The organism is Leucobacter fengyongliangi, from assembly GCF_050971685.1.
Classification (GTDB): domain Bacteria; phylum Actinomycetota; class Actinomycetes; order Actinomycetales; family Microbacteriaceae; genus Leucobacter.
Window position 1 is genome coordinate 125,513 of sequence record NZ_JBPCEU010000004.1, and the last position, 21,827, is coordinate 147,339.

The following is a 21,827-nucleotide window of genomic DNA, read 5'->3' on the forward strand; positions in this document are numbered from 1 at the left end:
AGAGAATCTACTGTTAGTGAACACCGAGATCCCGACCAGATTTCGGGTTCAACCCCGTCTTACTTCTTGCCTTCGCTATGATCACTGGACCAACCGCGAAGCGAGCCATTAATAACACGCACACCAGAATCAGCACGACTGGGATGACCCCAACATGAAGAAGGGAACCCTGCTACCAGGCGCCAATATGACCGCTGGCGCAATGCTGTCCACCGCATGGCTCCCCGATAAGACTTGGCCGATGATGTTCAGCCTGGGGTTCCACCTGGTAGTGCTGTCGTGCTTCTCTCGGGCACTTTTCGCTGACGGCGAGGAGGAGAGGAAGTCCGCCACCCGAACACGAGAAGAATGATGATCAGCTGCAACACCGAAAGGTAGCTGAACCGGAAAAACGCCGGGAGCACTTCAACGAGCGCAACGTAAAGAACCAACCAGTAGATCGAAGTCTCGACGCTGTTGCTAGGGATGATCCTTTTGGCGACGCTCGCAAGGTAGCCCTGAATACCGCCCGTCAGGAGGCTGACGCCGATCACGCCTGGCCATCCGAAGCTGACCATGCCCCAGATCGGCGGCGGGAGACGCAGACCACCGGAAGCGATCGCAGTGATTTCCTGCGTAGGGTTGACGATTCGAAGCGACCACACGGACGGGTTCCAGGGGTTGTTACCGGGGATCATCCCACCCAACCAGGTCAGTCCCTGCGTGTATTCGGGGCGAACCAACCAGGCAGTCAGGAAGGTGATCTGGTCGCGGATGTCGGGGGCTCCCGCAGCCGCCTGGGCGAGGAGACTTGTGGTTTCTGCGGCTGGGGAACCAGTGAAGCTGCCAAAGCCGATGAGTGCAAGTAGGTAGTAGAGCGCGCCACCAGCGAAATAGGTCGAGACGAGAAGCGCGAAATAGAACCCCCAGGGCTTGCGCCGTACTGCCATGTATACGCCGATGAGCAGGAGCGCTCCGCTCACTGCGGGTTCACGCAGGAGACCGAGGAACAAGGCGAGCATGGCAGCGAGAGCTATAAGGAACGAGCGTCCAGACCGAAGCTTCATCGCGTAAAGGAACAGCACCGGTAGGAGGACGGTGAGAACGCTCGTAGCGCCGCGGTACAGGGGCGCGACTGGCTGGTATGCGGCGGCGTAGGCACCGCGGAAGAATTTAGCGGTGAGTGGGTCAGCGGTGAGTGCCGGGATGAAACCCATCCCCGCGAACGCGACGAACACGCCGAGTACAGCCAGGCCGCTGAGGGCGATGATGCGGCGGCGGATTTTGGCCCGCACCTGCTGCTCCTCAAACGCTGCACGGGCTCGCAGCTTGTCTGCGTCGTATAGGCGTCCGATCGCTGCTCCGGCGAGCACGCCGAGCACAGCGAAAAACAGTCCGCCCGCCATTACCTGAAAGTAAAGGTCGATCGCTTCGCTGCTCAACCCGTCGAGTTGGTGCAGAAACACAATTGGCACAATGTACGCCACTATCGAGAATGCGAGTGCCGTGTGAGCTACGATGTTCCATCTGTTCAACCACACAACGTAAGTGATGCAGTTGAAGCCGACGAGACCGATCAGAAGCAAGGCGGGACGAATGTCGAGCGTCGAAAATGTTGCCGTCAACTGCTCCGCTAGGAATACAACCGAGAAGGTGACGAACACCACTACCGCGATCCCCGCAGTAATGATCGTCATCCTCTTGAGCATTTGCCAATCCTAGCGCCCAGCCCCCGTCGAGTTCAGATGCCGGAGATCGAGCCTCGCACGGTCCCTAAAGACATTTGCACATAGACCCCTCCAGGGAAGCGGACTGGTGTTTCAAACTCAATGTGCCGAGGCTCGCCCGCTTTGATGTGAATGTCACACAGAAGCGTGCCGCTCGAATCGGGGTTCTTGAGCTGCACACGGGCTTCTTCCGCAGTGCCAGCGTTCTCGGTCACGTCGATCAGGTGGACCGTGCGGATTCGCCGCTGTGCCGCGAGGTTACCGGTGAATGGGATAATTATCCTTTCAGGACCGCTTCAAGAGAAACTTTAAGTCCGCCTGTTTCGCCGGATGTTGTGGAAATTTCCTGCCAGAGTCGGGCCCAGTAGCCCCCGACCTGTCGGAACGGCAGGACGATGCACGACGATGCCTCATTCTGCACCGGCCCGAGCGTGTGCATGTCCACCTCACCTGGCGCACTCGAATCGGGGACATCAGTCCAGAGAGGGACCTATCCGGGCGCGAACCGCTGGTCTTCGGGTCTGCTGAAGCTTTGATTAACTCGGATTTCTTCACGCCGCGAGTGCGACGCTGACTACATTAACAACTTCGCACTCGACCGGGGTCAGCTTCTCTAACCCACTGACGTCGCTTCTAGTGATACTTCCCCTCGACCCACAAGACAATCGCGAGTCTGAATTCTTGCCTGGTGACCCATGGTTTGTGGTCGAGGACGTTCTTCTGCAGCAGCGAGAAGAACGATTATGCCGAGGTTTGGGTTATGCCGATCTTGTTTGTGCAGTGCCAGACCGGGCCTGTGTTGGGACTTACCGGTCGATTTCCAGTTCGATGTCGATGAGCGTGACAAAGCGATCATGATCTGCTCCATCGTGGATGAGCGCACCCGCGAATGCTTGGGTGGTCTTGTAAAACGGTCGATCACCGGCGCACGGTTCATCGATCATCTCGAGGAACTCGTCGCTGAGAATGGTGCCCCATTGGTTCTGCGACGTAACAACGGGCCAGAGTTCATCTCCGACACCGTCGCTGACCGGGCGGGCATAAGATCCGGGTTGTCCTACATTCCGCCCGGTCAGCCCTGGCGAAATGGGTACGTTGAGTCGTTCAACTCGAGGCTCCGTGACGAGTGTTTGAATATCAACAGCTTCTACTCGTTGCTTCATGCTCGGGTTGTGATCAGCGACTGGAACCACGAGTACAACCACGGGCGACGGCATTCATCGCGCGGGTACCTCACCTCGCCGGTCGAGTACGCTCGATCCTGCACCCACATGTGAGAAGAAACCGACTCGCATGCCGAGCGGATCTAACAACGGGGGCGGCCCACCGGCCTGCTGCGCAAACGGTGCCGCGTGGAAGGCGAAGAGCCACCACCCGGCGCTTGTTTCCACCCAGACGTCGGCGAACTGTGACCCAATGCCGCGACTTCCCTGCGGGGTCGTCAATCTCGACACTGATGCCGGAGTAGCGGACTGCGCCAGTCGACGCGAATGCCCCGCCCGGCGTCCCGGTAACGATCCTGTCACCCGGCGACAGCGGGGTGAAGGTGCTCACGTATTCGATCAATAACGGGATGTCGAACACGAGATCGGCAAGCGATGCCGACTGGCGCACTCCGAGGACATCCGCGACTCCCCCGCGCTCGACGTCGCCGTGCGATTGCACGGGTTGGGCGCGGATGTGGTGGCGACTGATCCACAAGCTCTTGAAAATGCGCGCTGATCGGCGGCGGACGCAACTGCCTTGACCCCGCCGCGTGGCGTGCGGCCGGGTGGGAGTACCGCGGGATGGGGCGGCCGTAGGGAGTCGAGCACTTGGGACCTCACTGTGCCCCGATAGCATGAAGATCATGCGCGTCTTGCTCACCGGTGGTGCCGGGTACATCGGCAGCCACACGGCTCTCGTTCTGCTTGAGCAGGGGCACCAGGTGGTCGTGCTTGATGATCTCTCGAATAGCAGCCGCGAGTCGGTGCGCCGGGTCGAGGCGCTCACCGGGAAGCCGGTTGAGTTTGTGCATGCCGATCTCACCGACCCGCACGCCACCCGTGCCGGGCTCGACGGCATCGCGTTCGATGCCGTGATCCACTTCGCTGGTCTGAAAGCCGTGGGCGAGTCGGTCGAGCAGCCCACCCGCTACTACCGCGTGAACCTCAACTCGACGCTCGTGCTGCTCGACCTGATGCGCGAGCGCGACGTGACCCGGCTCGTCTTCAGTTCGTCGGCGACGGTCTACGGTAGCCCGCAGACCCCGCTGATCGCGGAGACGCACCCCGTTGGCGTTGGACTGACGAACCCCTACGGGTGGACGAAGGCGATGAACGAGCAGATCATCCGCGACGCGGCCACGGCCTGGCCCGCGCTCGCTGCCGTGAACCTGCGCTACTTCAACCCGGTCGGCGCACACCCCTCAGGCCGCATCGGCGAAGATCCGAGCGGGATCCCGAATAACCTCATGCCCTATGTTGCGCAGGTTGCGGTGGGCCGGCGCGAGCGCCTCGCGGTGTTCGGTGACGACTACCCGACCATCGACGGTACCGGGGTGCGTGACTACATTCACGTGATGGATCTCGCCGAGGGGCACGTCGCCGCGCTCACGCACGCAGAGCCCGGGGTGGAGGCGTTCAACCTCGGGTCGGGGGTGGGCACGAGCGTGCTTGAAGCCGTGCGCACCTTCGAAGAAGCATCGGGACGTGCGGTGCCGTACGCGATCCACCCGCGGCGAGCCGGTGACCTTGCGACGGTGGTGGCGGATCCCGCGCTCGCGCTTTCGCGGCTCGGCTGGCGCACGACGCGCTCGTTCGCGGAGGCGTGCCGCGATGCGTGGGCGTGGCAGTCGGCGAACCCGCAGGGGTATCGCGGCTGATCCACTAGCTTTTCGCGGGCACTTTTACGTAATGCACCGGAAGTGTTTCGCGGGCATACTAGGTGAGGCACGTCGTTTCATTGCTTCTATGTCACGTTCCCGGTAAAATTTCGTGACATGAGCATCATCTCTCCCGCCACTGCAATCCGGAGCACCCCGGCGCGGTCGTTCGTGCACGTAAACCGGCTGCCCGGTACTGCGACCGCTGCACGTCAAGCAGCATCCAGAGCTGCACGGAGCGGAGAGCTCATGCCTGTTCGTCGTGGCCTCTACTACCGCGGCGCGAAGACCCGGTACGGGATGACGCGGCCCCGTATCGAAGAGATCGTACGAGAGGTCCTCGGGGAAGCAGGCAACGGGCCGGCCGGGTACTCCGCTGCGCGCGAGTGGGGCGTGACCACCCAGGTTCCCTCTTCGTTCCACGTCGCGGCGCTGTGGACGGCCGGCCCGATCGAAGGCGTCACTCAGCACGCCCGCAGTAACCGGGAACGCGTGACCCTCAACCCGAAGGAGATCGCGCTCCTCGAGTTGATGCGCGCTCCCGAGGTATACATCGAAGCTGGCTGGAACACCTTGGCAAGCAAAGTCCGTGACGCACTTTCGGACGGCGTGGTCAACGAAGGCCGTCTGCGCGTTGCGGCAGCGGGGGAGCGGAAGGTCACTGCGCGTGAGAACTTCGACAGGCTACTCGCCGACCTGGCCGCCGTATGACCGAGCGTCTCCGGGACAACCCCGATGATCTCGAAGCACTCGTAGGCATAACCGCGGAAGCCCTTGGAATGCCTGCGGTCTACGTAGAGAAGGACTTCTGGGTAACCGAGGTGCTCCGCGCCGCCAGCATCGACCGGTCTGTGGAGTTGCCGGACGGCTCGACCGCGCCGGTGACCTTCACGTTCAAGGGCGGGACCAGCCTCAGTCGCGTCTTCGGGATCATCGAACGATTCTCGGAAGACGTTGACTTGCTCGCGGTGTTCCCGTCCGAGGCCGCCGCGGGCGCCCGCCACAAGGTACTGAAAGAAGTTGATCAGGCAGCGAGGAGCCACCTCGCGTTCGTAAACCCGCAGATCCTTGTGGGCTCATCGACGACCGGGATCAAGCGTTACACGACTTACCTCTACCCAACGGGAAACAGCGACCCTTCGCTGAAGGAAGGCGTTCTGCTCGAGCTCGGGAGTCGAGGCGGTACGCAGCCGTCAGCAACGCACAGCTATCGGTCGCTTGTCGCCGAGCACGCGATCACCACACTTGGTGAGAGCGAGGCGACGTGGGAGGAGTTCGCTGAATTCAGCGTCAATGTCTTGGCCCCGGAGCGGACCCTGTTCGAGAAGCTTGCCGCGGTGCATGACGCGGCAAGCCGAGCCGACCGTGACGCACTCCTCAAGCACGGTCGTCACTTCTACGACATCCGCTGTCTCCTCCGGGACGAACAAGTAACAAACGCAATTGAGGCGCTTGGCAGCGAAGGGGTTAGAGCACTGGTCGACGATATTGATAGCCAAAGCGCTGCCGCCGGATTCTCGTCGACACCGCGGCCGATCGAAGGCTACGCGCACAGTCCTGCCTTTGATCGCGCACATCCCACGCGCGGCACGATCGAAGCGGGATATGAGGCAGCCCAAGCGCTTATCTATGGAGTTCTCGTCTCCTTGGACGAGGTCATTGACACTGTGCACCATCGGCGCGAGCTGCTCTAGTCCGCTCGGGCTTGGTCGACTCCGATCGGGCATTCGAGCCATAGGGGCCGCACTCACCGTTTACACCTCTCCGGCACCGCTTGTGCTGGAACGCTCTCCGACACGGCCCTGGGTCGGAGCATCAGGGCATGGGGCGACCATAGGGCCTGTGATGCACTGAGAAGCGGCTGATCCACCTTTCAACAGCGTCGGACTGATAGAATCAGTAAGAACGAGCAGAGAATCGATGAGCATCGCAACATCCCAGACCACCCGCGCAACGCGCGTCGAGGTTACTCGTCGTGTTCAGTTCGCTGATGCCGCTCTCGCCGTCGCGGGCCACGAGGTTACAGATTCGGCGCTGCGTGATCTCACCCACCGGGTCGCCGCCGGTGAGCTCACGGCGGAAGAAGCAGTCCGTCAAGGCACTGCCCGCATCGACGCTCGCTGATCCGCCACATTTACTGTGGAGTCGCGTCTGATCCGATCTTGGGGCGACTACTTCTACCCTGGCACGACAGTTCTGCGGAACAGGTTCGGTGAAACTGATGCCGATCGTCTCCGTCAGAAGGAAGATTTTGCCACTCATGTGCGCCTTGCAGAGTTGGCCTCTCAACCGATTCGCGGCGAGTTCGTCTGGTCGAGGTTTCACAACCAAGCGAAGGGGCGTATTGACCGGCTCGCTGCCGTGCTCGATCACGCAATTACACCGACTGAACAGACTGCGCGCCTCCACCGCGGAACATTGCGCCGCACGCTCGACCCATGACAAGATGACGCCGATCTCCGTGAACATGCTTCGCGGTGCGCCTGCGCGGGCTCGGCGCTGATGGGGTGGTGACTGATCCACAGTCTCTTGAAAATGCGCGTCGCGTGCACCCGCAGCTCAACTACGAACTCGACCGCTATGCTGCACTCGCCAAACTCGGTTGGCGCACTACCCGGAGACTTGCCGACGCCTGCCGTGACGCGTGGGCGTGGCAGTCGGCGAACCCGCAGGGGTACCGCGGCTGAGCTATTCGAATCTTGCCGGCTCAGCGGGCGAAGCAATCCACCGGTAGTCTGCGAAGCATGGCGGAAACATACGGCAAGAAGGAAGCCGGCATCGCGTACGCGCTGATGCTGTTCACCCTGATTGGCGTTGCCGGAGTGCAGCACTTCTACATGGGGAAAATCGCGCGCGGCATCATCTGGCTACTCACCTTTGGGTTGCTCGGCATCGGCACCATCATCGACATCTTCACCATTCCGGGGCAAATCAGGAAGGTCAACCGGCGCTGATGTGGCGGTGACTGATCGACCGGCGATCGCGAACGCTCGCCGCGTGGCGTGCGGCCGGTGGGAGTGCCGCGGGCTGCTGGAGGTTCGGTGACTCACTGCCACGCAGCCAGTGCGCCCAGCACGCTCCGCTCTGTCCTGCCGGGTTTCCGTGCTTCGACAGAAACCGAATCCCAAGAGGGAGCGATCCATCATCGAGCTCCACGCGGTCCCGAAGCATGCTTGCCAACGTGGTCGTGAGGAGGCGGTCCTCTCCAGTGACATCAGAGATCGTTAGGGAGTCAGCGATTTCCTGCTGCTCGTCTGGAAATCCGCCGATGAACTCGTTGCGAATCGCTGTGAGGGTTTCTGTCGCGGTGATGTCGATCCACCAACCACGGGGGAAGGCGACCGAATGCAAGACCCTTTCCTCTCGCCATGCCTGCGGAAGCCACATGGCGTGCATATTTCCTGCCTGATGCCATTCGGACGCGATTTCAGACCAAAGCACCTCGAGCGGCACGCCCATGGCATCAGCCGTCTTTTTCAGTGCTCGCTTTTCACTAGCGAACTGGGTTCGATATGGCGACAAGATCTCCATATACGCAATCGTTGCACTGTCTGAGGCGTAGACCGTCTGACCGACAGTGTCGTAGCGCCCCCAATGCGCCCGGTCTTCAGCGGGCGTTCGAAGCTTTGGCTTGAGCGGACCATGGACCTTCTTGGTGATTCGATGCACTACTTCCGGGCTCGAAACAAGCGCGAGTCCGGTAGCGGTGCAAATATGAGATTCCAAGCGTGTTACTACCCGCTGTAGCTGTCATCAAGGAGGGCGCTCACAGCGGCATCGACCTGACGAAAGCGACCCTCACGAATGGCTTGAACAGGGGTGTCGTACTCAAGCCAGGGATTAGCTCCGATGAACCAAACTCGGGCCACATGAGCACCTTCGGAAGCCGCAAGGCGATTCCACTGCTCATGGGCGAACCTGAGCCTCTTTGCTGCTTCATCTCGCGGCGTCGTTCCATCAGGGCGAGCCCATTTGTGCGCAGCCTTGGTGTCTTTCGCACCTGCTAGCGCTGACACGAGCGTGCCGCCGAGCACCTCGATGAGATCTTGAGTGAGCTCGGGAGTGGCTAGCTTCAGCGCCTGCTTGTAGGCGGCCGATTTTGAGGTCTTCGGCTTGTTTATTACGGAAGACATAGTGGGCCTCGATCCTCTCATCTGTTCTTACAAGCATACGCTTTCGCTACCAAAAAGCCACACCATATCTTTCGCCCCGCTGGCTCGAACCGTTGTTCGCTCTGAAACCAAGAAGGCTGAGTAGCAGCAAATCCACGGTAACTACCGCCGGTGATCCGGGGCTCCTGCGCAATCGGTGCCGCGTGGGCGACCTCGCGACCATCGTCGCCGACCCGGCGCTTGTCTCCAACGTAGCGGTGCGATTGCATGGGCTGGGCGGAGGTGGTGGTGACTGATCCACAGGCTCTTGAAAACGCGCAACGTGTGCACCCGCACCTTCACCACGAACTCGACCGCGACACTGCGCTCGCCGGGGCCGACGCCGACGCCGTGATCGTGGTCACAGAGAGGGACGAGTACCGGCGAGAGCTTTCTCCCTCGCACGCAGCTTCGCTCGCCACGGGGCGACTCATTGTCGACGGACGCAACTGCCTCGACCCCGCCGCGTGGCGTGCGGCCGGGTGGTACTTCTGCGGGATGGGGCGGCCGTAGCGCCCGTGATGTGCAGCGGGTAGGCTGATCGACCATCAAAACCAACGAGGGCCCCGTGCGAATCACCGGGACCGAAGAACCCAAGAATTCGCAGTTTGGGTATGAGGCTGCGGCCAATGGCTCCTGCCGCACCCCAACTAATTTCTCTCAGGCTCGGCCCGCGACACATGCACTCGCTCACCCGCGAGGTAGACCTCGGAGACTTTGACCTGTTCAAGTTCACTTGCGGGGACGGTGAGTGGGTTGGCGTCGAGCACAGCGAAGTCGGCGTGGGCACCGGGGCTGAGGGATCCGACCTCGCCGGCACGGCCAAGGGCATGCGCACCACCGGCCGTATGCATCCAGAGTCCCTGCCACGGGGTAACACTTTCCCCTGCGCCCAGCACCTGCCCGTGAAAAGTGCGACGGTCGCGTGTCGCCGCAACACTTCGGAGCGGGTTTGACTGGTTCTCGTCAGAGCCGATCCACACATCCGAACTGCCCGAAATCGGCCAACCATCTGCGAGCATCGTGCGGAACGGAAACTGCGCATTCCACGCGTGCTGCCCCACATAGTCCGGCACGAACTCGCCGAAATTGCGAATGAAGATCGGCTGGGGAACCGGCACCACACCCGCCGCCGCCCACGCCGCAGACAGCTTCGGGTAATCGGGCGCATAGTTGCCCGCGTGTTCAATACGCACCCCGGGGTGCGTTCCAAAACGCTGCCTCGCCCTCGCGAGCACCTGGCATATTTCCAGTTGCGTACGATCGCCGTTTGCATGAATCGCCAGTTGCAGGCCTGTCTGCTGCGTCGCCCGGTACAGCTTCGCAATCTCATCGGGCGCAAGCGCCACACTGCCACACTGCCCAGGCGCATGCACATACTCGGTACTGATGCCCGCTTGCGCAGCCGAGAAACCGCCGTCTGCGAACACCTTCACGCCGGTGATTTCGAACAGCGTCGGGTCTTCGCCACGCAGCCCCTCAAGGAACCGCGGGTTGGTAGCCTCGCTCAGGCTCACCGTACCCGGCACCCACAGATACACGCTCATGCGGGCGGGGATGCTGCCGCGCTCAATTCCAGCCCGGAATGCGCCCAAACCACCGATGCTTTCGCTGATTTCACCAATGGTCGTCACGCCGTAGCGGGTGAAAAGTTCCGCCACTCCTGACTCAAGCGCTGCCAGGGTCTGACTTTCGGGAGTGCGCGGAAACGGGATGAGATTATCCATCTCCATCACCACCCCGGTGGGGGTGCCGCCGAGATTCTTTTCCACCACGGGCTGCCCCGTAACTGAGCCGGACGGCGGCACGAAGTCCCGCCCAATGCCGGCCAGTTCCAGCGCTCGCGAGTTCAGAATACTGAGATGCCCGCCAGCGCGCACAATGATCGGTATCTCATGACTCACCGAATCCAGTTCGGCTAGCGTGGGAAATCGACCGTCGCTCAGCTTGCGGTCATAGAACAAATTACCCTGCGCGACCAGCCATCCATCGGTCACCTGCCCTAATGAATCGCGCAGTACCTGCAGTACCTCCGCGATCGAATCGCAATGCGGCACTCGCACGTCGACCACGCCAAACTGGGTGAGCGCAGCCACCTCGGTGTGCGCGTGGGGATCAACAAAACCCGGCATCAGAATGCGCTCGCCCAGATCGATGTGCTGCACCCCCTGCTGTACGTACCCGAAGCCGGTCACCGCATCGCACACTTCGAGAATGCGGCCGCCACTCACTACGACAGCGAGGCCCTCGGTGCGCTCGCCCTCGCGGAGCATGGGGAGGATATGTGCGGCCGTAAAGACCTGCTCTACCGTCACTGTCATGACTAAACAGCGCGGGGAACGTGTAGCACGGCGACACCTTCAGTAGCGAAATTCGCTACGTCGGCGACCGCGGCCTTGCCAGCTTCAGACGCGAATGAGTGATCCGCAACCTCGCGCGAGACGTAGGTCATACGGGCAATGAGTTTCGGGTCGCCCTCGCCTGGATCTGTGACGAAGCCCCAGACAAATTCCCGTAGTTCGGGCATCGCGAGCACCAGCGGCTGGTGCGTGCCCACGTAATGTGCTGCAAAGGCATCGCGATCAGGAATCGAATGGTAGGTAACGATGACGTCGTGCATAGCGGTCCTCCAAAGTGTGGGGTAATCTCGCGGTGCGCGAGAGGGACTAGCCCGCCCTCGCGCACCGCGATCCACTCGAAATGAGCGGGTAGTGCAGAAAAATGCAATTACTTGTCGAGCTTCGTGTGTAGCTTCGTGTAGCCGCCCTTGCCAGCCGGGATCGAGACCAACTTGGTGCCCACCCAATACACAAAGCCCGCCACGACCAACGCGGGGATCGAAGCCGTCATAAACTCGAACGGTGGTCGCGAAATGTACGTCACCGGGTCGAGTAAGTACAAGTAGGCTGCAGCGCCCGCAATGAATGCAATGAACGCAATAATGTTCACTCCGCCCCAATACCAATACTGCGAATCACGATTGTTCTGGTAGATCGAAGCGACGTCGAGCCGCTGCCTGCGCAACAAGAAGTAATCGACGATTTGGATACCGCACATCGGAGCGAACGCCAGGCCCAGCATGCTGAGGAAGGTGCCGAAATTATCGAACACGAAGCCCGAGAAGAACACCACGAGCACCAGCGCTGGCACCGTCGCGATTAGCGTCGACGGGAACCAGCTGAGCTTGCGCACCGTCGCAATCTGACGGAACGCAATGGTGCTGGCGTAGGCACCCACAAGCGCGGTGCCTACGTTCGCGAGCACGATAAAGACCAATGCGATGACGCCGAACACCGGGCCACCCACGTCTACTAGATACTGTGTGGGATCGCCACCTGAGTCTGGCTGCAGCAGCGCACCATAGAGCCCAGTCAACGAACCCACGCCGACTGCGAGACCGAGACCGAAGACTACCGGCCACAGCGAGGATCGCGCACTCGGGGAATTGCGCACCATCGCGCCGGTGTAGGCCCACCACGACAGATTCGAAGCAATGAGCACCTCGATCGCACTGGTCCAGTTCACCGCGGTGCTATCCCACGCCGCCACCGCCGGCGCGGCAATCAGCGTTTCAAGACCACTCGAAGCGATCAGCATGATCATGATGACGATCGACAGACCCAGCACGGCCAACGAGATAAAGATGCCGAACTTGCGCACGTTTTCAGCACCATTGCGCAGCATGGCCAAGACCACCAGCACACCGATACCGCCGAACACACCTGTCATCCACTCTTGCGGCGCGATCCCGAAACCGCCCAGTATGGCCGTGACCGCTCGACCCAGCAGGACGAAGAGGAACACGTTCCACCCGAGGGTGGCACCGTACACGAGCAGGATTGCAAAGACAGAGCCCCGGCTACCCAGCTGCGGTTTCGAAGCCGCCACCACGTCAATGCCATATTTCGATGACACCGGGAGGCAGGCGAGCACAATGAACAAGATGCCCAGAAGCGAACCAGCGATGATTGCGAGGGTGCCGGTGCCTGCGGGCAGATAGTAGGCGACGAAACCGCCGATGATGAAACACCAGGTGGCGATTGCCGTCGCTACCGAGGTGCTGAAGATCGTAAATGGACCCCAGGCGCGCTTACCACGTGGCTGCGGAAGCCCATCTTGCATGGCGACCTTGTCGATCTGGGCGGCAAGTTGCTCCTGGCTATTCATGAGGCGAGCACCCCCCAAATTGTCAGTAGCACCGGCAAGCCAATAGTGACAATAAGCAGTGCGATATAGTCGCGAGGACGCAAACCTTCGCCTTGGTTCTCCGGTTGCTCGATTTGCTCAATCAGGTCGTGCAGGCGCGCGTCGAGACCGACGGCACCGCCTCCCTGCGAGACAGAAGTAGTGGTGGACATGAGTGTGGTGTGCTCCTCTTCGTTGAACAGCGTAGGTGGATTTGGGCTGCTGGCGACGGAAGGCCCGCCGCCAGCAGGTTTGCCTAGACGGCGAAGTGGGGAAGAACTTCTCTGCCAATCAGCTCGAGAGAATTCATGATGTTGTCGTGCCCGACACCGTCAATGCGCAGCAACACCTCATCGATACCCATCAACTCGAGTCGCTTGAGGCGTTCAATGAAATCCTCCGGATCTCCGATCATCACGGAGGGGCTGTACTCGCACAGCCAGTCGAGGTCACCTTCGTGCTCTTGCAACTTATCGATGATGTCGAGGTACTGGTAGTTAGGATTCTTCGACAGCGGAATATAGAGGTCGAGAATGAACTTAAAGTAGCCCAGCGCTACCTCGCGGGCCGTGGCACGCGCCTCCTCGCGGCTCGCAGCGCAATACGCCGTGGCCACGTATAGGCCTTTGTAGTGGTTTGGTGCCACAACGGTGCTGTGATCCGCCGCCTGAAATGCATCCTCGTAGGCGTCGTTACACTGCTGCAGGTATTCGAACCCGAAGTAGTTTTCGAAAGTAATGACGCCGATGCCGCGGGTGCCCGCGTTCGCGTTCGATTCGACACTTGAAGCCGCCACTGACACGGGAGGGTGCGGCTTGGTGATGGGTTTGGGCACGATCTCCACTTCGGGAATCTGCCAGATCGGGCCTTCGTGCGAAAGTCGGTCGTCGACCATCGCCTTCATCAGCACATCCATGGAGTCCTCCCACTGCGCGCGAGTGGTAGCAGGATCCACTCCGAAAGCCCCCATCGTGGTCAGGTTATTCGAACGGGCCGTACAGATCTCGGCGCGTCCGTTCGACATTATGTCGAGGGTCGCCAGCCGCTCGGCAACCAGAATCGGGTGGTTCCAGGCCAGCATCACCGAGGCCATCGTACGAAACTTGATTCGGCTGGTCTGCGGCGCAATCGCCGCATACAGCACCTCGGGCGCTGAGACCGAGAAGCGGGGCGGACTGAAATGCTGTTCTGAGGTGCCCCAGGTGGAGAACCCCAGACGATCAGCCAACTTCACCTCGTCAACAAGCTGGTGATAGCGGGTATTCGGGTCAGTGTTGGTGAGGTCGCCCTCTTGCAACAGGCCAATTTTCACTGGGACTTCCTTTCGTAAACTACGGTGGTAGAGTGACCGACGCTGTGACCCCCATGCCCCACACGGGGCCTGATGTTGAGTTCGCTGGGTTGGATGAACTCGATCGAGATCTGATTTTCCGCTTGCAGATCGACGGGCGCCTGCCCTCCGCGCAACTTGCGCGGGAGTTGCAGCTCGACCAGCGCACTGTGCGCCGGCGGGTGGAACGACTGCTCGACGAGCAGGTGATTCGTATCGCTGCCGTGGCAGACCCGCGGGCCTTGGGCTACAGCTCGATGGCGATGGTGTGTCTGACCACCGCACCGGGTGCGAACTTTGGGGCCATGTACGACGAGATCTGCGCGATGCGAGAGGTCGATTACGTCACGCGCACCACGGGTCCCCATTCCATTCAGGCGGAAGTTATGTGTGGTTCCGAGCGAGAACTGCTTGAGGTGCTCACGAGTTTTGAGGCTCACCCCGGTATTCGCAGCTTTGAAGTGCTGCGGTACCTGCGCCTGCACTACCAGCGAGCCTGGTTCAGCGACACCGACCGCTCCCCGCAGCCCCGTGGGGTGCGCCCCATTGGGCTTGACCCGACCGACCATCGGATGGTTTCGATTCTCGCTCGCGACGGCCGCACGAAGTTCGCGGCCCTCTCTTACGATCTCGGTATTTCCGAAAGCATGGCTCGAAAGCGCTACCAAGCCCTCACCCGCAGCAACGCGATGCGCGTTGTGGCGATTGCAAACCCCCTGCACCTCGGCTTCTCTGCGACCAGTTGGGTGGCTATTTCCTGTAACGGGGCCGCCGGGTGGTCGAGCGTTGCCGAGGCACTGACCCAAGTCGATGAGGTCACCTATGTAGTGCTCACCGCGGGCCGCTTTGACATCATCGCTGAGATCGTGTGTGGATCGCATGAGCACCTCATCTCGGTCGTTGATGCGCACATTCGCGCGATATCGGGGGTGGAGCGGGCGGAGGTGTGGCCTTACCTCGAGCTGAGATACAAGCCCCTCCTCCCCCACTGACGGGGGTGCTTGGGGCTGGGCGCTGAACATGGGGCGCCTAAGCGATCGACATCCAGACAGTGCGGGTGTCGAGGAATTTCTCGATGCCTTCGGGGCCGCAGTCGCGACCCCCACCCGAATCCTTCATGCCGCCGAACGGGGCCGCAGCGTTGTAGTCGGCGTACGTGTTGACCCATACAGTTCCGGCTTCCACCGACTGCGCGAACCGGTGCGCCTTTGCGGCATCTCGTGTCCAGACGCCGGCTGTGAGGCCGTAGCGGCTGTCGTTGGCTCGCGCGAGCGCCTCCTCGAAGCTGTCGAAGGGCTGCACCACGACGACCGGGCCGAATATCTCTTGCGCGACGACTGCGTCGGAGTCGGCCGGGCCGACGATCGCGGTGGGCGCAAGGAAGTACCCTTCCCCGTTGCGCGGCACGCGCTGGCCACCGAAAGCGATCGTCGCGCTCGACTCCCTCGCCTGCTTGATAAACTTCTCTACCTTCTCGAGATGCTTCGCCGAACACAGCGGACCCATTGTCGTCTCAGGCGCTAACCCCGAGCCAATCACGAGATTCTTCGCGTGCTCCTCAAGCACCTCAACCACACGATTCATTGCCGACCGCTCAACCAGTATCCGCGAGCCCGAGAAGCACACCTGTCCGCTGTAGAAAAACGCTGTCGTTGCGGCGAATGCTGCCGCCTTCTCAATGTCAGCATCGGCGAAGATCACATGCGGGTTCTTCCCTCCAAGCTCGAGCGACGCATCAATGAGTCGCTCACCGGCGAGCGCACCCAGGACCCGACCGGTCGCGTCGGAGCCGGTGAAGGTGATCTTGTTCACCAACGGGTGCCGCACCAGCGCATCGCCGGTGACTGGGCCCGTGCCCACGACAACATTGACCGCACCAGCAGGGAGGCCTGCTTCGATCGCCAGCTCAGCTAGGCGCAAGGAAGAAAAGACGGTCATCTCTGAGGGCTTCAGCACTACGGCGTTGCCGGCGGCGAGCGCCGGGGCGAGCTTAATGGCGGCCTGACAGAAGGGAAAATTCCACGGCGTGATCGCGGCAACAACCCCGAGGGGTACCTTCTGCGTGTACACGTGCGCATCGGGGGTCGACACCGGCACCACCGAGCCGACAAGCTTGGTCGGCCATCCCGCGTAGTAACGGAACTGCTCGACCGCGAGCGGCAGATCCACCGCTTCGACATAGGTGATCGGCTTGCCGCCCTCAAGAGCATCGTATTCAGAGAGCTCGTGAGCATGTTCTTCGATGAGATCGGCGAGGCGGTGTAGCAGACGTTCGCGCTGCGCTGGCAGCATCTTGCCCCACTCGCTGTCGTATGCGGCTCTTGCCGAGCGCACTGCGGCGTCGACGGTGGCCGCGTCAGACTCTCGCAACTGGGCGATCTCTTCGCCGCTGGCCGGGTCGAGTGTGGCGAACATGCCGCCTTCGCCCTCAACTATTCTGCCGGCGATAATGGCACCGCGTTGGCGCTGGATGAAGTCACGTGCGGCGACGGAAAGGTGGCTTTCGAAATCAGACTGCATTGGTGATTCCTTCTGGTCCGAGAATGGGTGTTGGGCGTGGAGTGTGAGCGCTGCGCTTCAGCCAGCTCTATGCGGCTGCTGGCATCGCAGCCGGGGAGGGGAGCATCTGGCGGCGGTGGTAGACAATCGGGGTGTTGGCCGGAGCCTGCGCGATGTCACTGATGCGTGCGACCACGATGGTGTGATCGCCTCCCGGAAGCAGTGACTCGACCACGCAGCGGAACGCGGAAGCAAAGCCCTCGATCAGCGGGAGCCCGTGAGCGTCTGCGGTCCAGGCGATCTGATCGAACTTCTGCTCGCCCTTACGAGAGAGCGAAAGTGCGGTCTGCTGCTGGCCGTCTGCGGCAATGTGTAGCATGAGGGGCGATCCTTCGCTCAACGCCGCAAGAGTGTCAGAGCTCTGGTCGAGGCAGACGAGCAGCAGGGGCGGATCAAGCGAGAGTGAGCTGATCGCAGAGACTGTGGCGCCTCGGGGCGTGCCGTCGGCATCACGCGTTGTGACGAGCGAAACGGCGGCGGGCAGGTCTGCCATGGCCGAACGAAAAACTTCGGGGGATGCGGGCAAAAACACGTCATTGTTGTTCATGCGTTGAATGTTTCCGCAATTTATTGTTCGTAACAATGTTCTAAATCGCACTAAATTGGACGTTATTGGCAATCATTCGCATGTTCTCGGGTGTGGATCGCGTCTGACACCCTAACTATTTCTCTCCAGAGTTGACCACTTTGAGCTGATTTGACTCATTTCGTTGCACATATCGGCATGGTTCTGCGAGAACGTGGGCGGGCCGCCGTTTAGAGCGAGTTCGACCTCGGCATGGACCAGCCCGATACTCCAGCCCCGCGGTCCGTGCTCCAACGCTCGTAGTCGAGGCTGTTGCATGGAATCCTTGCAGGCGCGCACGAGCGTCTCAGGTTTGCTGACGCGACCTCAGGCGATCGGGTGTTTGGCGATCCGGTGATCGCTCAGGTGATCGAGCCCGAGTCAACGCTCGATACGATCCGGATCCTCACAGAGTGGGGATTGAAACCACCTCAAACACCTACTGAAATACTGATGTGAGAGTAGGCCTGATCGTGCGCCGCTGCATCACATGCGGTGGCCCGGGTGTCTCCAACCTGGTCTCCGCCAAGTGGCGGCCTATCCGCGCTCGACGTCGCCATGCGATTGCACGGGCTGGGCGCGGAGGTGGTGGTGACTGATCCACAGGCTCTTGAAAATGCGCCGATTGTCGACGGGCGCAACTGCCTTGAGCCCGCCGCCTGGCGTGCGGCCGGGTGGGAGTGCCGTGGGATGGGGCGGCCGCAGGCCGGACTCGTCGGGTCAACCGATCGAGCTTGTGCGGGCCGACCTCACCGACCCACACACTCGCCGGGCTGGGCTCGACGGCATCGCGTTCGATGCCGTGATCCACTTCGCCGGTTTGAAGGCCGTGGGCGAGACCGTCGAGCAGATCATCCGCGACGCGGCCGCGGCTTGGCCCGCGCTCGCTGCCGTGAATCTGCGCTATTTCAACCCGGTTGGCGCACACCCTTCAGGGCGCAACGGTGAAGACCCGAGCGGGATCCCAAATAACCTCATGCCCTTGTTGCGCAGGTCGCGGTGGACCGGCACGAGCGTGCTCGAAGCGGTGCGGGGCTTTGAGGCGGCCTCGGGGCGTGTGGTGCCGTACGCGATCCACCCGCGGCGAGCCGGTGATCTCGCGACGGTGGTGGCGGATCCCGCCCTCGCGTTTGAGCGACTCGGGTGGCGCACCACGCGGTCGTTCGCCGAGGCCTACCGCGACGCGTGGGCGTGGCAGTCGGCGAACCCGCAGGGGTACCGCGGCTGATCCACCTTTCAACAGCGTCGGACTGATAGAATCAGTAAGAACGAGCGGAGAATCGATGAGCATCGCAACGTCCCAGACCACCCGCGCAACGCGCGTCGAGGTTACTCGTCGTGTTCAGTTCGCTGATGCCGCTCTCGCCGTTGCGGGCCACGAGGTTACAGATTCGGCGCTGCGTGATCTCACCCACCGGGTCGCCGCCGGTGAGCTCACGGCGGAAGAAGCGGTCCGTCAAGGCACTGCCCGCATCGACGCTCGCTGATCCGCCACATTTACTGTGGAGTCGCGTCTGATCCGATCTTGGGGCGACTACTTCTACCCTGGCGCGACAGTTCTGCGGAACAGGTTCGGTGAAACTGATGCCGAGCGTCTCCGTCAGAAGGAAGATTTTGCCACTCATGTGCGCCTTGCAGAGTTGGCCTCTCAACCGATTCGCGGCGAGTTCGACTGGTCGAGGTTTCACAACCAAGCGACGGGGCGTATCGACCGGCTCGCTGCCGTGCTCGATCACGCAATTACACCGACTGAACAGACTGCGCGCCTCCACCGCGGAACATTGCGCCGCACGCTCGACCCATGACAAGATGACGTCGATCTCCGTGAACATGCTTCGCCGTGCGCCTGCGCGGGCTCGGCGCTGATGGGGTGGTGACTGATCCACAGTCTCTTGAAAATGCGCGTCGCGTGCACCCGCAGCTCAACTACGAACTCGACCGCTATGCTGCGCTCGCCAAACTCGGTTGGCGCACGACGCGGTCGTTCGCCGAGGCGTGCCGCGATGCGTGGGCGTGGCAGTCGGCGAACCCGCAGGGATACCGCGGCTGAGCTATTCGAATCTTGCCGGCTCAGCGGGCGAAGCGATCCACCGGTAGTCTGCGAAGCATGGCAGAAACATACGGGAAGAAGGAAGCCGGCATCGCGTACGCGCTGATGCTGTTCACCCTGATTGGTGTTGCCGGAGTGCAGCACTTCTACATGGGAAAAATCGCGCGCGGCATCATCTGGCTACTCACCTTCGGGTTGCTCGGCATCGGCACCATCATCGACATCTTCACCCTTCCGGGGCAAATCAGAAAGGTCAACCGGCGCTGATGTGGCGGTGACTGATCGACCGGCGATCGAGAATGCTCGCCGCCCGGCGACTCATTGTCGACGGGCGCAACTGCCTCGGCCCCGCCGCGTGGAGTGCGGCCGGGTGGAGTGCACCGTGGGATGGGGCGGCCGTAGGAGGTCGATGAGGGACTCGAAGCCAGGCCTCAACCGTCGGTCGTTCGATCTTTCATTATCGGACGTTGATCTTGCAGAGGCGGGTAGCAGCGATCAGGCTCTTGTCCGTCAGCTCAAGCTCCGTTGATGAGAGCACAGTGGGCTGCTGGAAGTTCGGTGACTCACTGCCACGCAGCCAGTGCGCCCGGCACGCGCCGCTCTGGCACGGCAACCATAAGCTCAGAAATCGCGGTTGCAGGCACGGTTGCCACGTTCAGCGTCGACGTGCGTGATTCCAACGGAGATGTTGTCGCCGCCGACACCCTCGACCTCACTAGTAGCAACGCTGACGATAGGGTAAGCGGGCTCACCGTCTTGACTACCGAGGCCGGACTCCGCACGATCACCGTTTCAGTGAACAACGGGGTACTCACGACGACCGGAACTCTGGATGTGGCCGCAGCACCCACCGCTGAGATGACACTCAGCGCGCCGTCGAGTTCAGTCGCGCAAGAGTCGAGCCTCACGTTCACCGTTGCGGCCGAAGACGCCTTCGGCTACTCAGTCGACACCCAGGGCACCGTGCTGACAAGCTCAGTGGCAACAGATGTCATCGACGGGCTCACAGTGAGTTTCCCGAGCGCCAGCCCCCACGTGATCACTGCGACCTTGAACGGGGTATCGACCACCTTCACCGTCGAGGTGGTGCCAGCGGCGATCACAAACAGCTCTGCCCCAGGCTCAGATCGACTTTCCTCAACCGGCTCGACCCCTACTGGGCCGCTCGGGGGCCTCGCCCTGCTGTTGCTTATGTCGGGAGCAGCGCTCGCGATGCACCGTCGGAAGCTCGCGCAGGGGTAGGTGCCCTCAGCTCCAGCGCCGGTTGGATTGGTGTCCTGCCCTGCTAGAGCCCGACGGTGTCATCGTGGCCACAAAGCGGGACGATGACCCGCTAGCGATCTGGCCTGAACACGCGTCATCGCCGACCGCAAGACGACCCCTAGTTTGCGGGAGGTGGCGTGACCGAGGTGGATTCGCGATGCACAATCTGACGCGCATGCATCCGGGTCTGGAAGCTCTCCCCTTGCTCCATCAGCCCCTCCAAAGCCTCAATGACGTCGAGAGAAACTGCGTGAACATCTCCACTGAGCGAAGAAAGAGAAGGGGAGAGATAGTCCAGCATGTCGACATCGCCAAAGCCGATAACCATCAGGTCATCGGGCACAGAAATACCAAGTTCGCCCAGCGCGCGCGAAGCGCCCAGGGCCAGTTCATCATTGACGCAGAACACGAGTCCGTAGTCCTTCAAAGTCGCTGCACGTTTCATAATTTCCCGATAGCCAGTTTCGAATCCCGTGCTCGAAGTAACCTCGATGATCTCCGATCGAGCGCACAGCTCTGGAAATTCTTCTAACGCCGCCAGAACACCTTTACGCCGCTGATCGCTGAGAAACGACGCTTCGCTGCCGCCAATGAAAATGAGGGGTCGGGGTCGTCTCATGAGCAGTTCACGCGTAGAACTCTCTGACGCGGCCACATCGTCGAAACAGACAGTCGGCCACGCGGCACCATCAAGCGGCTGGCCAATCACCACGAGAGGTACAGTTTCAGAGAGTCGCACCAGCGCCAACCGCACGTCAGTCTCATCGAGGCGGTCGCCAGTAGCCAGAACAAATCCAGACAGACGTAGCCGACGCGCGCTCTCGACCTGCTCGATCAGCACAGAACTCTTGTGCTCCAAGTCGTACACTACTGTGGTCAGACCAAGAGCCGTGATCGCCCGTCGGAGCTCTCGAATGAGCTTGGTGTACCACGGCTGCGAGAGACTTGCCACCGCAATACCCACAGCGTTGCTGCGGCCCCGCCGCAAATTCGAAGCCGAGATGTTCGGCGAATACCCGAGGCGGTCAACGACAGCGAGAACGTGAAGCTTGGTCCTCTCGGACACAAGTTCTGAATGGTTTAATACCCTCGACACAGTGGCCGTAGAGACACCCGCTTCACGAGCGATGTCAACTACGCCAAGATGCCTCATTG

The 21,827-nt window shown here is 61.3% G+C and carries 25 protein-coding genes and 4 pseudogenes; 15 read left to right on the forward strand and 14 right to left on the reverse strand.

Annotated elements, in window-relative coordinates; all coding sequences use genetic code 11:
* Positions 1 to 248: 248 nt before the first annotated feature.
* Both ACR0R4_RS04510 and ACR0R4_RS04515 read right to left on the reverse strand, forming a co-directional pair.
* Positions 249 to 1,688, reverse strand: coding sequence for a hypothetical protein (locus tag ACR0R4_RS04510; protein WP_433646166.1), 1,440 nt, complete (start codon positions 1,686 to 1,688; stop codon positions 249 to 251).
* Between the two features lie 569 nt (positions 1,689 to 2,257).
* A pseudogene (locus ACR0R4_RS04515) lies at positions 2,258 to 2,447 on the reverse strand (IS3-like element ISAar45 family transposase); the annotation flags it as partial.
* 68 nt (positions 2,448 to 2,515) lie between these two features.
* Between ACR0R4_RS04515 and ACR0R4_RS04520 the strand changes: the two are divergent.
* Positions 2,516 to 2,983, forward strand: a pseudogene (locus tag ACR0R4_RS04520) (integrase core domain-containing protein); the annotation flags it as partial.
* Here ACR0R4_RS04520 and ACR0R4_RS04525 read toward each other — a convergent pair.
* On the reverse strand, positions 2,924 to 3,160 hold the full coding sequence (locus tag ACR0R4_RS04525; protein ID WP_433646241.1) for a hypothetical protein: 237 nt from the start codon (positions 3,158 to 3,160) through the stop codon (positions 2,924 to 2,926). The pseudogene ACR0R4_RS04520 and the gene ACR0R4_RS04525 sit on opposite strands and share 60 nt — an antisense overlap.
* A 94-nt stretch (positions 3,161 to 3,254) precedes the next feature.
* Positions 3,255 to 3,371: pseudogene (locus ACR0R4_RS04530) on the reverse strand (hypothetical protein); the annotation flags it as partial.
* Between ACR0R4_RS04530 and ACR0R4_RS04535 the strand changes: the two are divergent.
* From ACR0R4_RS04535 to ACR0R4_RS04565, 7 genes and pseudogenes are all read left to right on the forward strand, one after another.
* Positions 3,318 to 3,508, forward strand: a pseudogene (locus ACR0R4_RS04535) (UDP binding domain-containing protein); the annotation flags it as partial. The pseudogenes ACR0R4_RS04530 and ACR0R4_RS04535 overlap by 54 nt on opposite strands.
* A 47-nt stretch (positions 3,509 to 3,555) precedes the next feature.
* A complete protein-coding gene (galE, locus tag ACR0R4_RS04540) occupies positions 3,556 to 4,569 on the forward strand; it encodes a UDP-glucose 4-epimerase GalE (protein ID WP_433646167.1) in 1,014 nt (337 codons plus the stop codon).
* Positions 4,570 to 4,818: 249 nt separating this feature from the next.
* Positions 4,819 to 5,280 carry a hypothetical protein gene (locus ACR0R4_RS04545; RefSeq protein WP_433646168.1) on the forward strand — a complete coding sequence of 154 codons (462 nt, stop codon included), beginning with the start codon at positions 4,819 to 4,821 and terminating at the stop codon, positions 5,278 to 5,280.
* Positions 5,277 to 6,263, forward strand: coding sequence for a nucleotidyl transferase AbiEii/AbiGii toxin family protein (locus ACR0R4_RS04550; RefSeq protein ID WP_433646170.1), 987 nt, complete (start codon positions 5,277 to 5,279; stop codon positions 6,261 to 6,263). The genes ACR0R4_RS04545 and ACR0R4_RS04550 overlap by 4 nt, the downstream gene beginning before the upstream one ends.
* 226 nt (positions 6,264 to 6,489) lie before the next feature.
* A complete protein-coding gene (locus tag ACR0R4_RS04555) occupies positions 6,490 to 6,693 on the forward strand; it encodes an antitoxin VbhA family protein (RefSeq protein WP_433646171.1) in 204 nt (67 codons plus the stop codon).
* A 386-nt stretch (positions 6,694 to 7,079) separates the two neighbouring features.
* Positions 7,080 to 7,256 carry a hypothetical protein gene (locus ACR0R4_RS04560; protein WP_433646172.1) on the forward strand — a complete coding sequence of 59 codons (177 nt, stop codon included), beginning with the start codon at positions 7,080 to 7,082 and terminating at the stop codon, positions 7,254 to 7,256.
* 57 nt (positions 7,257 to 7,313) lie between these two features.
* Positions 7,314 to 7,523: an NINE protein gene (locus ACR0R4_RS04565; protein ID WP_433646173.1), complete on the forward strand. Its 210-nt coding sequence runs from the start codon at positions 7,314 to 7,316 to the stop codon at positions 7,521 to 7,523.
* Here ACR0R4_RS04565 and ACR0R4_RS04570 read toward each other — a convergent pair.
* Both ACR0R4_RS04570 and ACR0R4_RS04575 read right to left on the reverse strand, forming a co-directional pair.
* Positions 7,510 to 8,238 (reverse strand): hypothetical protein, encoded by a 729-nt coding sequence (locus ACR0R4_RS04570; protein WP_433646174.1) that lies wholly within the window; start codon positions 8,236 to 8,238, stop codon positions 7,510 to 7,512. The genes ACR0R4_RS04565 and ACR0R4_RS04570 overlap by 14 nt on opposite strands.
* A gap of 65 nt (positions 8,239 to 8,303) precedes the next feature.
* Complete coding sequence (locus ACR0R4_RS04575) at positions 8,304 to 8,702, reverse strand: hypothetical protein (RefSeq protein WP_433646175.1); 399 nt, start codon at positions 8,700 to 8,702, stop codon at positions 8,304 to 8,306.
* A 267-nt stretch (positions 8,703 to 8,969) separates the two neighbouring features.
* On the opposite strand from ACR0R4_RS04575, the gene ACR0R4_RS04580 reads away from it, so the two are divergent.
* Positions 8,970 to 9,233 (forward strand): UDP binding domain-containing protein, encoded by a 264-nt coding sequence (locus ACR0R4_RS04580; RefSeq protein ID WP_433646177.1) that lies wholly within the window; start codon positions 8,970 to 8,972, stop codon positions 9,231 to 9,233.
* 137 nt (positions 9,234 to 9,370) lie between these two features.
* Here ACR0R4_RS04580 and ACR0R4_RS04585 read toward each other — a convergent pair whose 3' ends face one another.
* From ACR0R4_RS04585 to ACR0R4_RS04605, 5 genes are all read right to left on the reverse strand, one after another.
* The gene (locus ACR0R4_RS04585) at positions 9,371 to 11,035 is read right to left on the reverse strand and encodes an amidohydrolase (RefSeq protein WP_433646178.1); all 1,665 of its coding nucleotides are present in this window, start codon (positions 11,033 to 11,035) and stop codon (positions 9,371 to 9,373) included.
* A gap of 8 nt (positions 11,036 to 11,043) precedes the next feature.
* Positions 11,044 to 11,340, reverse strand: a complete 297-nt coding sequence (locus ACR0R4_RS04590; protein ID WP_433646179.1) for an EthD family reductase — start codon at positions 11,338 to 11,340, stop codon at positions 11,044 to 11,046.
* Between the two features lie 107 nt (positions 11,341 to 11,447).
* Positions 11,448 to 12,887, reverse strand: coding sequence for a purine-cytosine permease family protein (locus ACR0R4_RS04595; RefSeq protein ID WP_433646181.1), 1,440 nt, complete (start codon positions 12,885 to 12,887; stop codon positions 11,448 to 11,450).
* Positions 12,884 to 13,078, reverse strand: coding sequence for a hypothetical protein (locus ACR0R4_RS04600; RefSeq protein ID WP_433646182.1), 195 nt, complete (start codon positions 13,076 to 13,078; stop codon positions 12,884 to 12,886). The genes ACR0R4_RS04595 and ACR0R4_RS04600 overlap by 4 nt, the downstream gene beginning before the upstream one ends.
* 83 nt (positions 13,079 to 13,161) lie before the next feature.
* Positions 13,162 to 14,217, reverse strand: a complete 1,056-nt coding sequence (locus ACR0R4_RS04605) for an LLM class flavin-dependent oxidoreductase (protein WP_433646183.1) — start codon at positions 14,215 to 14,217, stop codon at positions 13,162 to 13,164.
* Positions 14,218 to 14,249: 32 nt separating this feature from the next.
* On the opposite strand from ACR0R4_RS04605, the gene ACR0R4_RS04610 reads away from it, so the two are divergent.
* The gene (locus tag ACR0R4_RS04610) at positions 14,250 to 15,227 is read left to right on the forward strand and encodes an Lrp/AsnC family transcriptional regulator (RefSeq protein WP_433646184.1); all 978 of its coding nucleotides are present in this window, start codon (positions 14,250 to 14,252) and stop codon (positions 15,225 to 15,227) included.
* A gap of 37 nt (positions 15,228 to 15,264) precedes the next feature.
* Here the strand turns inward: ACR0R4_RS04610 and ACR0R4_RS04615 are convergent, their stop codons facing one another.
* Positions 15,265 to 16,755, reverse strand: coding sequence for an aldehyde dehydrogenase family protein (locus ACR0R4_RS04615; RefSeq protein WP_433646185.1), 1,491 nt, complete (start codon positions 16,753 to 16,755; stop codon positions 15,265 to 15,267).
* Positions 16,756 to 16,822: 67 nt separating this feature from the next.
* A complete protein-coding gene (locus ACR0R4_RS04620) occupies positions 16,823 to 17,341 on the reverse strand; it encodes a flavin reductase family protein (protein ID WP_433646186.1) in 519 nt (172 codons plus the stop codon).
* Between the two features lie 703 nt (positions 17,342 to 18,044).
* Here ACR0R4_RS04620 and ACR0R4_RS04625 point away from each other — a divergent pair.
* The 5 genes from ACR0R4_RS04625 (at position 18,045) to ACR0R4_RS04645 (ending at position 20,651) form a co-directional block, all read left to right on the forward strand.
* On the forward strand, positions 18,045 to 18,587 hold the full coding sequence (locus tag ACR0R4_RS04625) for a Rossmann-fold NAD(P)-binding domain-containing protein (protein ID WP_433646187.1): 543 nt from the start codon (positions 18,045 to 18,047) through the stop codon (positions 18,585 to 18,587).
* Between the two features lie 55 nt (positions 18,588 to 18,642).
* Complete coding sequence (locus tag ACR0R4_RS04630) at positions 18,643 to 18,846, forward strand: antitoxin VbhA family protein (RefSeq protein ID WP_433646171.1); 204 nt, start codon at positions 18,643 to 18,645, stop codon at positions 18,844 to 18,846.
* Positions 18,847 to 19,232: 386 nt separating this feature from the next.
* Positions 19,233 to 19,409, forward strand: coding sequence for a hypothetical protein (locus ACR0R4_RS04635; protein WP_433646188.1), 177 nt, complete (start codon positions 19,233 to 19,235; stop codon positions 19,407 to 19,409).
* A gap of 57 nt (positions 19,410 to 19,466) precedes the next feature.
* Positions 19,467 to 19,676 carry a TM2 domain-containing protein gene (locus ACR0R4_RS04640; RefSeq protein ID WP_433646189.1) on the forward strand — a complete coding sequence of 70 codons (210 nt, stop codon included), beginning with the start codon at positions 19,467 to 19,469 and terminating at the stop codon, positions 19,674 to 19,676.
* Positions 19,677 to 19,937: 261 nt separating this feature from the next.
* On the forward strand, positions 19,938 to 20,651 hold the full coding sequence (locus ACR0R4_RS04645) for a hypothetical protein (RefSeq protein WP_433646190.1): 714 nt from the start codon (positions 19,938 to 19,940) through the stop codon (positions 20,649 to 20,651).
* A gap of 139 nt (positions 20,652 to 20,790) precedes the next feature.
* Here ACR0R4_RS04645 and ACR0R4_RS04650 read toward each other — a convergent pair whose 3' ends face one another.
* Positions 20,791 to 21,825 (reverse strand): LacI family DNA-binding transcriptional regulator, encoded by a 1,035-nt coding sequence (locus ACR0R4_RS04650; protein ID WP_433646191.1) that lies wholly within the window; start codon positions 21,823 to 21,825, stop codon positions 20,791 to 20,793.
* Between the last annotated feature and the right edge of the window lie 2 nt (positions 21,826 to 21,827).

Coding starts and splice junctions, on each gene's coding strand:
- ACR0R4_RS04575 (WP_433646175.1), bottom strand. CDS start 8,702: ATGTCTTCCGTAATAAACAAGCCGAAGACCTCAAAATCGGCCGCCTAC.
- ACR0R4_RS04600 (WP_433646182.1), bottom strand. CDS start 13,078: ATGTCCACCACTACTTCTGTCTCGCAGGGAGGCGGTGCCGTCGGTCTC.
- ACR0R4_RS04510 (WP_433646166.1), bottom strand. CDS start 1,688: ATGCTCAAGAGGATGACGATCATTACTGCGGGGATCGCGGTAGTGGTG.
- ACR0R4_RS04650 (WP_433646191.1), bottom strand. CDS start 21,825: ATGAGGCATCTTGGCGTAGTTGACATCGCTCGTGAAGCGGGTGTCTCT.
- ACR0R4_RS04630 (WP_433646171.1), top strand. CDS start 18,643: ATGAGCATCGCAACGTCCCAGACCACCCGCGCAACGCGCGTCGAGGTT.
- ACR0R4_RS04550 (WP_433646170.1), top strand. CDS start 5,277: ATGACCGAGCGTCTCCGGGACAACCCCGATGATCTCGAAGCACTCGTA.
- ACR0R4_RS04620 (WP_433646186.1), bottom strand. CDS start 17,341: ATGAACAACAATGACGTGTTTTTGCCCGCATCCCCCGAAGTTTTTCGT.
- ACR0R4_RS04615 (WP_433646185.1), bottom strand. CDS start 16,755: ATGCAGTCTGATTTCGAAAGCCACCTTTCCGTCGCCGCACGTGACTTC.
- ACR0R4_RS04640 (WP_433646189.1), top strand. CDS start 19,467: ATGGCAGAAACATACGGGAAGAAGGAAGCCGGCATCGCGTACGCGCTG.
- ACR0R4_RS04545 (WP_433646168.1), top strand. CDS start 4,819: ATGCCTGTTCGTCGTGGCCTCTACTACCGCGGCGCGAAGACCCGGTAC.
- ACR0R4_RS04595 (WP_433646181.1), bottom strand. CDS start 12,887: ATGAATAGCCAGGAGCAACTTGCCGCCCAGATCGACAAGGTCGCCATG.
- ACR0R4_RS04555 (WP_433646171.1), top strand. CDS start 6,490: ATGAGCATCGCAACATCCCAGACCACCCGCGCAACGCGCGTCGAGGTT.
- ACR0R4_RS04565 (WP_433646173.1), top strand. CDS start 7,314: ATGGCGGAAACATACGGCAAGAAGGAAGCCGGCATCGCGTACGCGCTG.
- ACR0R4_RS04590 (WP_433646179.1), bottom strand. CDS start 11,340: ATGCACGACGTCATCGTTACCTACCATTCGATTCCTGATCGCGATGCC.
- galE (WP_433646167.1), top strand. CDS start 3,556: ATGCGCGTCTTGCTCACCGGTGGTGCCGGGTACATCGGCAGCCACACG.
- ACR0R4_RS04645 (WP_433646190.1), top strand. CDS start 19,938: ATGAGAGCACAGTGGGCTGCTGGAAGTTCGGTGACTCACTGCCACGCA.